This window comes from Alteromonas sp. 5NS40-0096, from assembly GCF_057544385.1.
The window spans coordinates 165,567-180,662 of the sequence record NZ_BAAJLQ010000004.1 but is presented as its reverse complement, the minus strand read 5'-3'; the positions used below and the strand labels follow the sequence as shown (position 1 = coordinate 180,662).

15 protein-coding genes are annotated in these 15,096 nt (G+C 47.1%); 10 read left to right on the top strand and 5 right to left on the bottom strand.

The window, feature by feature from the left end:
* Positions 1-43: 43 nt before the first annotated feature.
* Positions 44-2,167: an exonuclease domain-containing protein gene (locus AC27G9_RS13415; protein WP_487074940.1), complete on the bottom strand. Its 2,124-nt coding sequence runs from the start codon at positions 2,165-2,167 to the stop codon at positions 44-46.
* Positions 2,168-2,211: 44 nt separating this feature from the next.
* On the bottom strand, positions 2,212-2,505 hold the full coding sequence (locus AC27G9_RS13410) for a hypothetical protein (protein WP_487074939.1): 294 nt from the start codon (positions 2,503-2,505) through the stop codon (positions 2,212-2,214).
* Between the two features lie 69 nt (positions 2,506-2,574).
* Between AC27G9_RS13410 and AC27G9_RS13405 the strand changes: the two genes are divergently transcribed.
* The 3 genes from AC27G9_RS13405 to AC27G9_RS13395 all read left to right on the top strand — a co-directional run bounded on the left by AC27G9_RS13405 (position 2,575) and on the right by AC27G9_RS13395 (position 3,958).
* The gene (locus AC27G9_RS13405) at positions 2,575-2,766 is read left to right on the top strand and encodes a zinc ribbon domain-containing protein (RefSeq protein WP_487074938.1); all 192 of its coding nucleotides are present in this window, start codon (positions 2,575-2,577) and stop codon (positions 2,764-2,766) included.
* Positions 2,767-2,844: 78 nt separating this feature from the next.
* Entirely contained in the window at positions 2,845-3,504 is a 660-nt protein-coding gene (locus AC27G9_RS13400) for a flavin reductase family protein (RefSeq protein ID WP_487074937.1), read from the top strand.
* 160 nt (positions 3,505-3,664) lie between these two features.
* Entirely contained in the window at positions 3,665-3,958 is a 294-nt protein-coding gene (locus AC27G9_RS13395) for a high-potential iron-sulfur protein (RefSeq protein ID WP_487074936.1), read from the top strand.
* A 64-nt stretch (positions 3,959-4,022) separates the two neighbouring features.
* Here the strand turns inward: AC27G9_RS13395 and AC27G9_RS13390 are convergent, their stop codons facing one another.
* The gene (locus AC27G9_RS13390) at positions 4,023-5,624 is read right to left on the bottom strand and encodes an amidase (protein WP_487074935.1); all 1,602 of its coding nucleotides are present in this window, start codon (positions 5,622-5,624) and stop codon (positions 4,023-4,025) included.
* A gap of 113 nt (positions 5,625-5,737) precedes the next feature.
* Between AC27G9_RS13390 and AC27G9_RS13385 the strand changes: the two genes are divergently transcribed.
* Entirely contained in the window at positions 5,738-7,240 is a 1,503-nt protein-coding gene (locus tag AC27G9_RS13385; protein ID WP_487074934.1) for a S10 family peptidase, read from the top strand.
* Between the two features lie 18 nt (positions 7,241-7,258).
* On the opposite strand, the gene AC27G9_RS13380 is transcribed toward AC27G9_RS13385, so the two are convergent.
* Positions 7,259-7,999 (bottom strand): substrate-binding periplasmic protein, encoded by a 741-nt coding sequence (locus AC27G9_RS13380; protein ID WP_487074933.1) that lies wholly within the window; start codon positions 7,997-7,999, stop codon positions 7,259-7,261.
* A 112-nt stretch (positions 8,000-8,111) separates the two neighbouring features.
* Between AC27G9_RS13380 and prmA the strand changes: the two genes are divergently transcribed.
* From prmA to purD, 6 genes are all read left to right on the top strand, one after another.
* Positions 8,112-8,993 carry a 50S ribosomal protein L11 methyltransferase gene (prmA, locus tag AC27G9_RS13375; protein ID WP_487074932.1) on the top strand — a complete coding sequence of 294 codons (882 nt, stop codon included), beginning with the start codon at positions 8,112-8,114 and terminating at the stop codon, positions 8,991-8,993.
* 211 nt (positions 8,994-9,204) lie between these two features.
* A complete protein-coding gene (dusB, locus tag AC27G9_RS13370) occupies positions 9,205-10,203 on the top strand; it encodes a tRNA dihydrouridine synthase DusB (protein WP_487074931.1) in 999 nt (332 codons plus the stop codon).
* 31 nt (positions 10,204-10,234) lie between these two features.
* The gene (fis, locus tag AC27G9_RS13365; protein ID WP_018982332.1) at positions 10,235-10,528 is read left to right on the top strand and encodes a DNA-binding transcriptional regulator Fis; all 294 of its coding nucleotides are present in this window, start codon (positions 10,235-10,237) and stop codon (positions 10,526-10,528) included.
* Positions 10,529-10,613: 85 nt separating this feature from the next.
* Positions 10,614-12,188 (top strand): bifunctional phosphoribosylaminoimidazolecarboxamide formyltransferase/IMP cyclohydrolase, encoded by a 1,575-nt coding sequence (gene purH / locus AC27G9_RS13360; protein ID WP_487074930.1) that lies wholly within the window; start codon positions 10,614-10,616, stop codon positions 12,186-12,188.
* Between the two features lie 133 nt (positions 12,189-12,321).
* Positions 12,322-13,140, top strand: coding sequence for a class I SAM-dependent methyltransferase (locus AC27G9_RS13355; protein WP_487074929.1), 819 nt, complete (start codon positions 12,322-12,324; stop codon positions 13,138-13,140).
* A gap of 16 nt (positions 13,141-13,156) precedes the next feature.
* Entirely contained in the window at positions 13,157-14,443 is a 1,287-nt protein-coding gene (purD, locus tag AC27G9_RS13350; RefSeq protein ID WP_487074928.1) for a phosphoribosylamine--glycine ligase, read from the top strand.
* 47 nt (positions 14,444-14,490) lie between these two features.
* On the opposite strand, the gene AC27G9_RS13345 is transcribed toward purD, so the two are convergent.
* Positions 14,491-15,069, bottom strand: a complete 579-nt coding sequence (locus AC27G9_RS13345) for a 3'-5' exonuclease (protein WP_487075242.1) — start codon at positions 15,067-15,069, stop codon at positions 14,491-14,493.
* Positions 15,070-15,096 lie beyond the last annotated feature (27 nt).

Sequence of the window (15,096 nt, the reverse complement as noted above, 5' to 3'; positions counted from 1 at the left end):
TTTTCAGAGTGCATAGTAGTTACGTCTAAAAATCTAAGATGGATTACTCTTTTTCTTGTTCTTTTTCATGAGCCAATTTTAGTAACGATGCAGCGGCCTGTGCATCAGACAATGCTCGGTGATGACGGCTCATCGTTATATCAAAATGGCGAGTTAAATTGGCTAGCGAATAGGAAGGCAACCCCGGATAAACCCGCCGCATTTCACGCACAGTACACAGTTTTGGCAACCTAAAACGGCGTTCCAATCTTGCGTATTCTTGTTTGATAAAGCCGTAATCAAAGTTCACATTGTGGGCAACAAACACACAGCCCTCAACAAACTTGGCAAAACTATCGGCGATGTCCGCAAAGTGGGGAGCCTGGGCAACCATTTCGTTATTGATTCCCGTCAGACGAGTGATAGCTTGAGGGATATGTCGCTGAGGATTAATCAATGACTGCCACTCATCAACAATTTCGCCACCAATCATTTTCACCACGCCAATCTCGGTAATCCTGTGATATTGAGAACCACCGCCTGTAGTTTCAATATCGACAACTGCGTAGGCTTGATTAGGGTCGCGATGCCAATCAACTTGGCAAATACTGACATCAAACCCACATTCACGCATTTTGCGAATCGTATGTAGCTGATTGCGCCGTATTTGATCCCCAGTAGATTTTATTTCTTCAAAACGAATGCCGTTTTTGCCAACAATCATTAAGTCGGGGAAACCGTCTTTTAAACGCTTAAAGTCTTTCGCCATGGCTAGCATCAGCGCGTTTACGGCCTTAACGTTAACGTGCTCAAGTAACAAGCGTATTGGGTCTAAAATGCCTGAATACCACATAAAAACACTGTTAACCTTGCCATAGGCCACGGCTGCCGTTTTCGCGACTAGCTGATACAAGTCCTCGCCTGTGGCTATGCCCAAAAGCCGTTCATCAATGTCGGGCTGAAAACGCTGATAAAAGTCATTGTTCCGCAAACTCATTGGTCGGCGATCGAACTCAGATACCACGCCATCTTTCTCAAACAACAAATCCCAAAACAGTAAACCAAACAGAGCGCGCCAAAGGTGGTTTTCCGTTTTTTGCGCGACAATATCGTGTTTCTGATAATGAGCGATAACACCCATTTCAACAGACTGAATGTAATTGACATCCAGTGTGAGTTTACGCTTGGCATCACGCAGCATGTCCGTGACGTAACTCGTACGCTTTTTATCGAATTTTCTAGCGTAAAAATCTTCTGCAAAGAGCAATAACGTATCGCTTTCAGGATCTTCGATGATGGTTTCTAGTCGGTGCTTAACCGCTTCCTTCAGCCCCATCTTAAACGCTTCGCGCACCCATTTCTCTGCGGCGGCATCACTGCTCGATAACGACAGTAACTCCAGCCCTTGGTCGGCATCGTCTGGCAATACGGCGATACCCAACTTAAATAGGTATTTGTCTTTCAAAGCCACCGCTGCGGTATCCTCGACGTGTGGCATATCTGACAGTGAAAACGATGGTACATTCTCATCTTTGAGTTGCTTCAATGCCGTAGCGTAAAAATAAGCGCCTTGAGCATTGGCTTGATCGGAAAACCTCGCTTGGTCATTCACGGCGTCTTGGCGCGTGCGCATTACCCCTAAATCGCGCATCGAGAACTGACTTAACTTGCCGTTGAGATGGCCGAAATACAGAAACATTAAATAGCGCAATACTGGCCAGCCTTTGAATACCGTATAGTGGGCATCTACCGACGAAGGCCGCCAACCGAATTCATTCACATTGGTCAAAACACGCTTAGCAATGTCGTCTTTCTTTTTACTTTTTAGCCCTTTTGTTGACTCGTATTCACTCAACACCACCAGCAAATCTGGCTTGGGTAACACCGCACAAATCACATCAATATCAGCACTTGAGATAGGGCCAAACCAAAATGAATCCTTCATGCTTTCGAGTACAGCAAGCGAGTTGTGGATTTCTTCATAGTGGAATGATGGCACACTGCACAATGCGTGCTTGCGATAGGCAGCGCGCACTACAATGCATTGTTCATCTTCAGACAAGGCATTAAACGCCTCTAAAAATTGTCTATCTTGCGGTCGCAACAATGACGCGCTGGCTCCATTAAAAAAAGCCAAAAACTCATTGAAATGCGTCAAATAGTAACGAGGAGGTAAGGTTTTTTTCATATTGCACCGACAATAAACACCAATGCTAGTGTATATACGTACAGTTATTTATCAATAATAATTTTTTGTTTCGCTACCCAGGCAAAATAGTCAGCTAGCCTGTCATCTCCCATCAGCGCCTCTAAACTCGCAAGGTGCTTACCTAAATGCATTTCCGTATAGAATCGGTGAATACCATTGTGGCAGGTGCGACAAATATCCACACCGCTTTGCAATTCGGTTTTAGCATAATGTTTGCGAAAATGGGGACGGCGGTGCAACTTCTTTGGAATCAGGTGATGAAATGTAAGATACGCATGCCGTTTGCAACATGGGCAGGTTCCCAATTTCTTCTTCACGTAACAATTCCTCAAAGCTTTTATTAGGGTTACTACGTATAACAGTGTTTTTTGATTAAGAGAATGACAATGAGCTTAACTGAATCAAGTGTTTTTGAATGCCCTTATTGCATGGTAATTAACGATGTTGAAATAGACGCAGTAAACGATATTGATCAGGTACAAGTAGTCGATTGCCAAATTTGTTGTCAGCCCATCGAGTTACATGTTTGGCAGGGTGATAGCGGTATTGTTATTGATGCACGCCAAGAAAACGAGTAGTCGGAAACCATCCGAAAACGGCATTAGTACGTAGAGATACGCTCAATGTCTTGATTTTATTCTTACTCGGGAAGCAAAATGGCTGATGTTCTCAAATCTCTTGACGATATTCGCGCAATGAACAAGCGCTATCGCACCAATTTTGTTAACGCATTAAGCGGTGTGAAAAGCGCCAACCTTATCGGCACTACAGGGTTGCACGGCGATAACTTAGCAATCATTAATTCCGTCTTTCACCTCGGTGCAGACCCAGCATTAATGGGGATGATAATGCGTCCACATACCGTCCAGCGGGATACCCTTTCCAACATCAAAGAAAATGGTTGTTACACTATCAACCATGTCTGCCGAGATATCGTTGAACAAGCTCACCAGACCTCGGCTCGTTACCCGGAAACCGTCAGTGAGTTTGACGCTGTCGGGCTAACCCCTTATTTTTCCGACAGCTTTGCTAGCCCATACGTTAAGGAATGTCGACTGAAAATCGGCTTGATGGTGGAAGACATTGTCTTTATTAGCGCAAACCAGACAGAAATGGTCATCGGTAGCATTCAAGAAGTCATCGTAGACCCAGCGTGTTTGCAAGAGGATGGCCATCTGGATTTAAATGCCATCGATAGCATAGGTGTCGCTGGGCTTGACCATTATCAAGGCTTGCAGTCACTCGCACGGTATCAGTATGCCAAGCCGGATGTGAAACTTGAGCAACACCGCGGTGGGTCAGTAAAACCTGATTAGGATCAAATTTTTATATTATTTTATTTGGTAAATCCAAATAGGCGTTGTATAAGTATAAGTAGAGTTAGTTGAAACCTGCCTTTGGGCAGGTTTTTTGCGTTTTAGGGCGCCAATTAAAAGAGAATCATTTTCGTTTACATAATAAATGTTGGAGTGAGCTATGAAGACCGTAAATCGTCGCGACTTCCTAAAGTTTTCTGGAACCACCCTTATTGGGATGACTTTAGGTGGCGTTGCATTGCGTGCCAATGCGCAAGAAGTACTATCAGCAGACGACCCAACTGCTAAAGCGCTACAATATACCCCTGCCTCAACCGTTGACGGTGCTAAGTGCAGTAACTGTATGTACATTCAAGGCAGCGATGGTGATGCAAATCGCCCTTGCGCAATTTTCCCAGGCAAGGTCGTGAATGCTAACGGCTGGTGCAGCGCTTGGGTGAAGAAACCTGGCTAAAAGGCAGCCGAGACTGAATCCCACAAAAGCCCCTCTTTAAGAGGGGCTTTTTCGTAGTCGTCGATTATTCCAGCGGCGAGGTCAGGCCAGACTTGCCCGGCAATTGAGCGGAATCACTGGCAAATAGAGGAATAGGCTTAAAGCCAATCAAAGCTTCGATACTCGCGCCAAGGGCCAGTACTTGTTGATCCTGCCATTGACCACCGACGATACTGAAACCAATAGGTAAGCCATCGACCTGCCCCATGGGTTGAGTTAGATGTGGATAGCCAGCAATAGCAGCATAGTAGCCAATGCCGATAAAACCTGCCGGCGCATTATCTCCGTAGACTAAATCAATCAAAAACGCGGGGTTGTTGCTCGGCGCAACGAGAAAATCAACTTGGTTATCCGCCAATAATTTGTCCAAACCCTGTTCTCTTGTGACTTGTCGAATCATTGACAATGCTTGTTCATACGTTTGCCCTGTTGCCCCAGCTGTCGCTTCTGATTTTTCAAAAATGCTCTGGTCAAACAGTGCAAGCTCGCGTTGCGTAGCTCGGTTAAATGCAATTAACGCGGCGAGATCACGATGGGTAACCGCGTCTGGTGTCGTCGATAAATAATGATTAATGCCTGTTTTAAACTCTGCCAACAGTACCTGATACGAGGCTTCACCTATGGACTGGGTTGGCTCAAACTGTTCAATGTCGACCAGCTCAGCGCCCGTCTCAGATAGGGTGTTGAGCACTTCGTCAAACGCAGCAATGATTTCGGCATTGTTACCCTGAGCGTAACGCGCTACGCCAATTCTCGCTCCAGCTAATGGCAACACCGCTGCACTATCGATATCTGGACGCTGCTGATATCGCGTGGCGCTATCTTGTTCATCTTCGCCAGCCATCACTTGAGCCATGAGAAATGCATCTTCTGCATACCTGACCATTGGTCCTGCCGTATCTTGCGAATGCGAAATCGGAACAATATGTGTACGTGATAGTAGCCCTACCGTTGGCTTAAACCCGACGATACCATTCATCGCACTCGGGCAGATGATTGAACCATTAGTTTCGGTCCCTACCGCCAATGAGGCCAGTCCTGCAGCCATCGCAGCACCAGAGCCTGAAGACGAGCCGCAGGCCGTTCTAGACAAATCAAATGGATTTCTTGTGAGCCCTCCAACCGCGCTCCATCCGCTTGTCGACGACTCTGAACGAAAATTTGCCCATTGTGAAAGATTGGTTTTGCCCAAGATAATGGCGCCGGCATTACGCAACCTCGCCACAATTGGCGCATCACGCTTGGTATCATTGGCTAGTAATGCCATCGAACCCGCCGTGGTTGGCAATTCACGAGATTCGATGTTGTCTTTCAACAATACGGGAATACCGTGGAGAGGTCCTTTGAATTGGCCTTGTTTGGCCATCGCATCAAGTGCTTGAGCCTCAGATACGGCATTGGGATTGAGCGATAAGATGCTGTTAATTCGGCTATCGATATTGTCGATTCTCGACAGGTAACCCCGCACTAAGGCTTCGCTGGTAAGTTCGCCGTTTTGAATGGCTTTTGCTTGCGCTTTTGCGCTGCTATCTAGCCACGTATCTGTTGCTGTGGGCAGAGTCGATGCACACCCCCAGAGTAGGAGCCAGCTCGTCATGACTAGCAGTACGCGTTTTGTTACCGACATAAGTTAATCCCGCATTGTTTATTGTTAGTCCCAAAGTTATTGAGTTACTACGCCACTTTTGCGACATTGGCTTAAACAATAACTGGCCTCTATTTTAATCGAGGAGAAAGACAATGATGTTCACCAGAGTGAGTGTGTGGCTGTTGGTTGGCTTGGCACTTGTTATCCAATCAGTAGCACTAGCGGAAACTGCCAAAGTCGATGTTCCCGAAGCAACATCGAGCACCACAAAACACAGGGCAAAGATCAACGGCCAAACGGTAAATTACACAGTTACCGCTGGCGATACCCATCTGCTTGATAATAAAAACCAACCCAAAGCCAGCATTTTCTCTATTGCTTACACTCGCACAGATGTGAAGAATTCTCCGCAACGCCCCCTCATTTTCGTATTCAACGGCGGTCCTGGATCGTCTAGTGTTTGGTTACACATGGGCCTGTTTGGCCCAAAACGCATTGCGCTTCCAAGCGATGCACAAAGAGTAGGCGCTCCACCATATCCTATTGTTAATAACCCGCAAAGTTTACTCGACGTTGCTGATCTTGTTTTCATCGATCCCGTTGGTACTGGGTACTCAGTGCCTTTGGGCGAATACGAAGGCAAGGCGTTTTGGGGAGTAAAAGAAGACGCCGACACACTCGCTGAATTCGTTCGTGTTTACATTACCCAAAACCAACGCTGGAACTCGCCGAAATACCTTGCTGGCGAGAGCTATGGCACAACTCGCGCCGCGGCGATGGTCAAAGCATTGCAAGAAGGATGGGGAAGTATAGACCTCAATGGTGTATTTCTGATTTCGAGTATTCTCGACTTCCAAACGGGTGACTTCACGCCTGGGAACGATTTGCCATTTGTGACGTTTTTACCTACTTACGCTGCGACAGCTTGGTATCACGATGCTATCCCAAATAAAGGACAGTATGACAGCCTTGAATCGTTCCTTGATCAAGTTAGACAGTTCGCTCTCACTGAATACGCCACCGTATTGATGAAAGGAGCGCTGGCGAGCGACGAGGAGTACCAGTCTGTGGTGGAGCAGCTTCACGCATTCACAGGCTTGCGCAAACAATATATCCAGCAAACAGATTTGCGAATCAATGAATTTCACTTCATGAAAGAACTGTTAAGGGATAGAGGTCAAGTCGTAGGGCGATTGGACAGCCGCTATTTGGGTGAAGATGGCAGCATAGTAACAGATCGCTTTGAAGCTGACCCGTCGGCCTATGCTATTGATGGTGCCTATACCGTTGCTATCCAAACTTATCTTGCCAATGAACTCGACACCTTGCGTACTCAAAAGTATCAAGTGCTTTCAGGTGATGTGTTTCGCAACTGGAATTGGCTATATGGCGGCAGTCCGCGTTCGCAAGGCTTTCTAGCGACATCGCCGAACTTGGCAAAGGCGATGCGTCAAAACAAAGATTTTAGGATTTTCATTGCAAACGGCTATTACGATTTAGCTACGCCTTTTTTCGCCACGGAATACTCGATGAATCACCATGGCATCGATAAAGAGCGCCTAACAATGACTTATTATCCTGCTGGCCACATGATGTATATCCACACCCCATCGATGGACCAACTACTGGAAGATATGCGAGCATTTTTACAGTAGTAAATTCGGGCTCACCCTTTAGGGTGAGCTCGGCCAAAGATTGATCAGATGAAACCGGTCAAGTAACGCTTGGTAGCGACCGTCGGCCATCATTTGGCTTAATACACGGTTAAAGCCCTGACGCAAAGTATCATCCTTAATCGCAGCGCTGTATGACGTGGGTTTAAACAACGTGTGAATATCGACATCAAGCTGTAGAGAGGCAGGTACTTGGCTGCGCAAGTAGTAAAAAATGTTCGTATCGATGATCAGCACGTCGACACTCCCCAGTAATAATAAGCTTACCTGTCGGCCTTGATCCGCCAACTCTAAATAATGGGGATTGCGGTTCACCGCATTGGCATAATCCTCTCCCAACACCAAGCTCGCGGTTTGAAAGGCAGCAACAGAGTGCGCGGTGAGGTCGGCAAAAGAATTAATCTTTAGCGACTTATCAGCTAATGACACCGCCGTGTTTTGGTATACCACATAGGGCATTGTTAGCGATTCGGGCGCAATGTCATGGAAGTGGTTCATTGTCAGAGCAATGACGTTGGAGTCTTCATTGAACAATCGAGGCGTTCGCCCAAATGGTACGTAAATAGGAACGATGGTATGGCCCAGCTCCGCGAATATCGACCTTACGAGCTCCAGCTCAAAGCCTGTATGCCCGTCCGCAATAACGTAAGGGGGTTTGTTCCAACCCACGATGACATCATACGACTTGGCGGCACTTGCGCAGCTCAGCAGTAATAAACAAAGACCTAAAAAGCGAACCATCGACTCAACCTTGAAAAGACATGTTGAGAGAGTAACACCACAAAGATGCAAAACGAAGACACGCATGGTGCTTTCAGGTAAACTGCGCCCAGCAAAATTTGGAGAGAAATACATGGCTTGGCTTCAACTCAAAATCAATACGAACGCAGAAAATGCAGAAGCTATTGGCGATATGCTCAGTGCCAATGGCGCACAAGCAGTGACATTCGTCGATGCCAAAGACACCCCTATGTATGAACCCAAGCCAGGCGAAGTCATGCTGTGGCCTGACACCCAAGTTGTTGGCCTTTATGACGCTAACTTTGATGTTGCTGGGGTAGTGAAACGCTTGAGCAAAGCGAAAATTCTCGGGCCCGACTTCCCGCATAAAATCGATCCGCTAGAGGATAAAGACTGGGAAAGAGAATGGATGGATAACTTCCACCCTATGCAATTTGGTGAGCGCCTGTGGATTTGTCCAAGTTGGCGCGACGTACCCGATCCCTCAGCCGTTAACGTTATGCTAGACCCGGGTTTAGCGTTTGGTACTGGTACGCATCCCACAACTGCACTTTGCCTGCGCTGGCTGGATGGTATCGATCTCACGGATAAAGTGGTCGTCGATTTCGGATGTGGCTCAGGCATCCTAGCCTTGGCGGCAATAAAGCTAGGGGCTAAACGCGTTATCGGTATCGATATCGACCCACAAGCGCTACTCGCGTCAAAAGAGAATGCGAGACGCAATGGCGTAGAAGATCAACTTGAAGTGTATCTACCGGAAAATCAACCTGCCTTAGAGGCTGATGTTGTTATGGCCAATATTCTCTCAGGCCCCCTTCTTGAGCTACAAAATATCATCGTTGGCTACTGTAAAACCGGCGGAAAGCTAGTGTTATCAGGTATTTTAGCGGAACAAATAGAAAAAATTGAGGCAGCATATAGCCTGCAAATTGCTTTGGAACCCAGTGCCATAGACGGCGAGTGGGCAAGAGTATCGGGTAGTAGATCTGCTTAGCAAATAAAGGCTTAGCATTAAAACCTTGGTATATATAAGTTTACAGGTTGGTAGTCACTCGCGTGACCGAAACAAGAAAAGCCTTTCTGTCAACCCCATTTTATTAAATTTTGTTTGATTTTTAGCCTTTTCAAGCCTGCCAAAAATGCGTAAACTTAGCGCCCCGTTTTAGGTAGGTGGTCATTTTCTGTGCAGTTATTGGTTGTTTAGTATGCAAATTGGTCCTTATAAACTTGACAACAATTTGATTCTAGCACCAATGGCAGGTGTGACAGATAGACCATTCCGCCAACTATGTAAGCGAATGGGTGCGGGCTTGGTCGTATCAGAAATGTTATCGAGCAACCCCAGGGTATGGAATACCGCTAAGTCGATGCAACGCATGGATCACAATGGTGAAGAAGGTATCCGCTCAGTGCAAATTGCTGGCTCTGATCCGGAACTGATGGCACAAGCTGCGCAATTTAACGTAGCCAATGGTGCGCAAATCATTGATATCAACATGGGTTGTCCGGCCAAAAAGGTAAACAAGAAGCTAGCAGGGTCAGCGTTACTACAGTACCCGGAGCTTGTTGAGTCAATCGTCAAAGCCGTTGTGGAAGCGGTTGATGTTCCAGTTACCTTGAAAATTCGCACAGGATGGAACGAAGACAATCGCAATGGTGTGCAAATTGCCACTATTGCTCAGGACAATGGCATACAGTCGCTGGCAGTTCACGGTAGAACACGAGCCTGTATGTTTAAAGGTGAAGCTGAATATGACACAATCCGCGCCATTAAAGCGGCCGTGTCTATTCCAGTTGTCGCAAATGGCGACATTACTTCACCGCAAAAAGCCAAAGCGGTGTTGGAGCACACTGGTGCCGATGCTGTGATGGTTGGTCGTGGTGCGCAAGGTAATCCTTGGATTTTCAGAGAGATCCAGCATTACTTGCAAACTGGCGACATCCTAGGCAAGCCTTCAATAGAAGAGCAACGCGAGGTACTCGTAGAACACGTAGCTAACGTTCAGGCTTTCTATGGCGATATTTCTGGTGTCAGAATCGCACGCAAACACGTTGGCTGGTATATCGCGGAACACGATAAGGAACGTCAATTTCGCAAAACGTTTAATGCTATTGATGAAGCCGAAGGGCAGATTGATGCACTAAACGCTTATTTTCAATCGTTGCAAGATGAAACTACACGACAGGTTTCGCCCGCAGCTTAATGATGACTAACTTATAGAGCAAGAAAGTAATATGTTCGATCAAAATGTGACTTCTCCTTTTACAACGACAGTAACTACGCCTTCACAAACACAAGCTCAAAAGCCTTTACGCGACTCTGTAAAGCAAGCGGTAAACAAATACCTCAAGCAGCTTGATAACGCGAACATCGACAACTTATACGAGTTGGTGTTAGCAGAAGTCGAAGCACCGTTGCTAGAGGAAGTTATGACTTATACTCGCGGCAACCAAACAAGAGCCGCCATCATGATGGGCATCAACCGCGGTACGCTTCGCAAGAAACTGAAGCAGTACGGCATGAACTAAGATTCAAGGGCTAACGCCCGACTCCAAAGAGCACCAACCGGTGCTCTTTTTGTTTCTCTGACTAAGAAAGAAAGTAAGACACACAATGCACACACAAAAACCAATCAAACGCGCGCTATTGAGCGTTTCTGACAAGACAGGCATCGTAGAATTTGCAAAGCAACTTCACAACAGCGGTGTAGAGCTTTTATCAACCGGTGGTACTGCAAAATTACTCGCGAGCGAAGGCCTGCCAGTGATTGAAGTTTCTGACCATACTGGTCACCCAGAAATAATGGATGGCCGAGTCAAAACACTGCACCCTAAAATTCACGGGGGAATTCTTGGCCGCCGTGGGCAAGATGAAGCAGTAATGGCAGAGAATGCCATTGCACCAATTGATTTGGTTGTCGTTAACCTTTACCCCTTTGCCGCCACTGTTGCAAAAGAAGACTGTACCTTAGAAGACGCTATCGAGAATATCGACATTGGTGGCCCGACAATGGTGCGTGCAGCGGCCAAAAACCACAAAGACGTGACAATTGTTGTCAATGCCAGTGACTACGGCCTAGTGCTAGAAGAGATGGCACAAAACGAAGGTTCATTAACGTATCAAACTCGTTTCGATCTGGCGATAAAAGCCTTTGAACACACAGCAGAGTACGATGGCATGATCGCCAACTACTTTGGCGCTCGCCTAGAGCAAGAAGAAGAGAGTCAATTCCCGCGTACATACAATATGCAATTGACCAAAAAACAAGGTTTGCGTTATGGCGAAAACAGCCATCAAGATGCAGCGTTCTATGTTGAAAATGACATTCAAGAAGCGTCAGTTTCAACGGCGAATCAAATTCAAGGTAAGGCGCTTTCTTTCAACAACATCGCCGATACCGACGCTGCACTTGAGTGCGTGAAAGAATTTGACCAACCGGCTTGTGTGATTGTTAAACACGCTAACCCGTGTGGTGTTGCAATTGGTGCAAATCTGCTTGAAGCATACGACCGCGCATACAAAACTGACCCTACGTCGGCGTTTGGCGGCATTATCGCATTTAACCAAGAGTTAGACGGTGCGACTGCTGCAGCTATCATTGAGCGTCAGTTTGTTGAAGTCATCATTGCCCCATCGGTAAGCGATGAAGCCAAAGCGGCGGTAGAAGCCAAACAAAACGTCAGGCTGCTAGAATGCGGTGATTGGCGTGGACAGCTGACCGAAGGTTACGATTTCAAACGCGTTAACGGTGGCCTATTAGTGCAAGAGCGCGACTTTGGTATGGTTGAAATGGACGACTTAAAAGTCGTCACTAAACGCCAACCAAGCGAAGCAGAGCTCAAAGACCTGATGTTCTGCTGGAAGGTCGCGAAATACGTCAAATCCAATGCCATTGTCTACTGCAAAGACGGCATGACCATCGGTGTCGGCGCCGGCCAGATGAGCCGTGTTTACTCTGCAAAAATCGCAGGTATCAAAGCCGCAGATGAAAATCTTGAAGTGGCAGGTTCAGTCATGGCATCAGATGCCTTCTTCCCGTTCCGCGACGGTATTGATGCTGCCGCAGCAGCGGGCATCAAAGCGGTGATTCAACCGGGTGGCTCAATGCGCGATGAAGAAGTCATCGCCGCAGCGGACGAACATGGCATCGCTATGGTGTTCACTGGCATGAGACACTTCCGCCATTAATGGCTCAGACCGGGCGAGACAAGCGCCCGGTCAAACACGTTGAACGTCAAACGCTGGGATTCATGGTTGGTATAAGCTAGTGTATTGAATACTTCGATACATTTTGTGATACACAACCACAAGGACATCAATAATGAAAAACCTGAGTCGTACGCTTACTTCTGTCGCCTTGGCCGCCACTATGGCACTGCCAAGCCTTGCTATTGCTGATTCGCTACAAGACGTTTTGCAGAGTGACATTCGTTCTGCAAGTGCCAAAAGCCGTGATGAGTATCGTCACCCACAGCAAACGTTGCGCTTCTTCGGCATTGAGCCTTCGATGACAGTCGTTGAGATATCTCCAGGTGGCGGTTGGTACACTGATATATTAGCGCCGTTAGTTAAAGAGAATGGCAAGTTTGTTGCCGCGCACTTTTACATCGACGAAAACAGTGGAGACTACTTCAAAAAATCGCGAAAAGCGTTTGAAGATAAAGTCAAAAACCACCCTCCGTATCAAGCTATTGAAGTCTCGTCATTTCATCCAACAAAATCAGCTGTTGCAGCTACACCCGGTTCTGCCGATGCGGTTTTGACATTCCGCAATGTACACAATTGGTATATGCGGCATGGTGAGCAGGGCGTAGAGAGCGCATTTGCTGGATTTTTCGACACCTTAAAATCAGGTGGTATTTTAGGTGTGGTTGAACACAGGCTGCCAGAGAGTGCTAGTGATGAAATGCAGAAAAAGACTGGTTATATGAAACAATCGGCAGTGGTTGCAGCAGCAGAGAAAGCGGGCTTCAAATTAGTCGCAAGCTCTGAAGTCAATGCCAATCCTCTCGATACAGCTGACCATCCAAGAGGTGTATGGACACTGCCTCCCCGTTTGGCGTTAGATGAACAAGATAAAGCGAAATACCTTGCCATAGGCGAGAGTGATCGCATGACACTTAAATTTGTAAAACCTTAACATTCGGAAACGGGTAATGAACGTACTAGTCATTGGCGGCGGCGGCCGCGAACATGCGTTAGCGTGGAAAGCAGCGCAATCCAACAAAGTCACTAAGGTATTTGTTGCGCCGGGTAACGCCGGAACGGCACATGAAGCCAACCTTGAAAATGTCGATATCAACGTAGATGACATCGCTGGCTTGGTGACGTTTGCGAAAGAAAACCAGGTCGAGCTGACAATTGTCGGTCCTGAAGCGCCGTTGGTGGCTGGTGTTGTTGATGCATTTCAAGCAGAAGACCTACAAATATTCGGGCCATCGCAGGCGGCATCTCAACTTGAAGGCTCAAAAGCCTTCACTAAAGACTTCTTGGCTCGACACGCGATTCCAACTGCCGAATACCAAAACTTTACTGAAATTGAACCCGCTATTGCCTATGTGAAAGAAAAAGGCGCGCCTATCGTTGTCAAAGCAGACGGTCTCGCCGCTGGTAAAGGCGTAATTGTCGCAATGACGGAAGCAGAAGCCGAAGACGCTATTCGCGATATGCTAGCTGGCAACGCTTTTGGTGAAGCAGGCAGCAGAGTCGTAATCGAAGAGTTTTTGGACGGAGAAGAAGCCTCTTTCATCGTCATGGTTGATGGTAAAAATGTACTACCCTTTGCGACCAGCCAAGATCACAAACGCGTTGGCGATGGTGATACAGGTCCAAACACCGGCGGTATGGGTGCGTATTCTCCCGCACCAGTAGTTACGCCAGCAATCCACCAGCGCGTCATGGAAGAAGTTATCATGCCAACAGTGGAAGGTATGGCGAAAGAAGATGCGCCATACTCGGGCTTCTTGTATGCCGGCCTAATGATCATGAGCGACGGTACGCCGAAAGTCATCGAGTACAACTGCCGATTTGGCGACCCTGAGACTCAACCTATTATGCTGCGCTTGGAATCTGATTTAGTTGAGCTCTGCTTGGCGGCATGTGCAGGTAAATTGGATACCACTGAGATTCAGTTTACCGAACAAGCTTCAGTAGGCGTCGTACTGGCGGCTGGCGGCTATCCCGGTAGCTATGCCAAAGGTATACCTATCTCAGGCTTAGAAGACGCAGCCCAAATGAACGGTAAAGTGTTTCACGCAGGCACGCAATTAGCAGGAGAGGACGTGGTGACCAATGGCGGCCGTGTACTTTGCGCCACAGCGTTGGGCAATAACGTCACAGAAGCTCAGCAAAATGCCTACGCCTTGGCAAAAGCAATTCACTGGGACGGTGTGTTTTATCGCAACGATATTGCCTATCGCGCTATTGCCAGAGAACAGCAGTAATCAAACTCAAGTGGCAAAACCGTTGTAACGCGGTTTGCCACTTATCTTTATTCAACAATATCCGCTACACCAATTACCCCTCGCGCAAGCCAGGTATCCAGCGCAATAGCAATGTTATCGACATCAAACAACGCATTGTGTGCATGCCCCTCAAGCACTACCCCTACAAACTTTGCCAATTGGCCAGATGACACCCCTTTAGATACTACGCCTTTGCTTAACATGCGCTGATACAAGTCGATAAAAATCGTCGATGTCATCACCCTGTCTTGGCCTTGCAGTTGGCTATTCTCAGCAATGACTTCCTCATCCTTGCCCCATGCTAAAACTGGTAATTTACCGTTTTCGCTAAATTGTTCGAAGCTGTGCATTGCGGACGAAAAATCAACGCCATAACTGTCTATGTGAAGTTGAGTTATGCCGGTTAATTCAATGATGTAGTCGCTCAACTGGGGATTGATCTTCGGCTTGATCAACGTACTGAATTGCTCGACGATATCCAACCCCTTTTGATGCAGCTCTACCTTCAGCGCCGCGAGCTGTATCAATTCACGATGTTCACCTTCTCCTTGCCATTTACGCAACACTGAGCCTTCCCATGCGGTAAACTCAGTATCGTAAAGAATGCACTGACACGTCTGCGTTTTGATAAT

What these genes read in the sequence shown, in the direction of transcription:
- AC27G9_RS13415 (WP_487074940.1), bottom strand. Translation starts at nt 2,167, where the DNA reads ATGAAAAAAACCTTACCTCCTCGTTACTATTTGACGCATTTCAATGAG.
- AC27G9_RS13405 (WP_487074938.1), top strand. Translation starts at nt 2,575, where the DNA reads ATGAGCTTAACTGAATCAAGTGTTTTTGAATGCCCTTATTGCATGGTA.
- AC27G9_RS13400 (WP_487074937.1), top strand. Translation starts at nt 2,845, where the DNA reads ATGGCTGATGTTCTCAAATCTCTTGACGATATTCGCGCAATGAACAAG.
- AC27G9_RS13395 (WP_487074936.1), top strand. Translation starts at nt 3,665, where the DNA reads ATGAAGACCGTAAATCGTCGCGACTTCCTAAAGTTTTCTGGAACCACC.
- AC27G9_RS13390 (WP_487074935.1), bottom strand. Translation starts at nt 5,624, where the DNA reads ATGTCGGTAACAAAACGCGTACTGCTAGTCATGACGAGCTGGCTCCTA.
- AC27G9_RS13385 (WP_487074934.1), top strand. Translation starts at nt 5,738, where the DNA reads ATGATGTTCACCAGAGTGAGTGTGTGGCTGTTGGTTGGCTTGGCACTT.
- AC27G9_RS13380 (WP_487074933.1), bottom strand. Translation starts at nt 7,999, where the DNA reads ATGGTTCGCTTTTTAGGTCTTTGTTTATTACTGCTGAGCTGCGCAAGT.
- prmA (WP_487074932.1), top strand. Translation starts at nt 8,112, where the DNA reads ATGGCTTGGCTTCAACTCAAAATCAATACGAACGCAGAAAATGCAGAA.
- dusB (WP_487074931.1), top strand. Translation starts at nt 9,205, where the DNA reads ATGCAAATTGGTCCTTATAAACTTGACAACAATTTGATTCTAGCACCA.
- fis (WP_018982332.1), top strand. Translation starts at nt 10,235, where the DNA reads ATGTTCGATCAAAATGTGACTTCTCCTTTTACAACGACAGTAACTACG.
- purH (WP_487074930.1), top strand. Translation starts at nt 10,614, where the DNA reads ATGCACACACAAAAACCAATCAAACGCGCGCTATTGAGCGTTTCTGAC.
- AC27G9_RS13355 (WP_487074929.1), top strand. Translation starts at nt 12,322, where the DNA reads ATGAAAAACCTGAGTCGTACGCTTACTTCTGTCGCCTTGGCCGCCACT.
- purD (WP_487074928.1), top strand. Translation starts at nt 13,157, where the DNA reads ATGAACGTACTAGTCATTGGCGGCGGCGGCCGCGAACATGCGTTAGCG.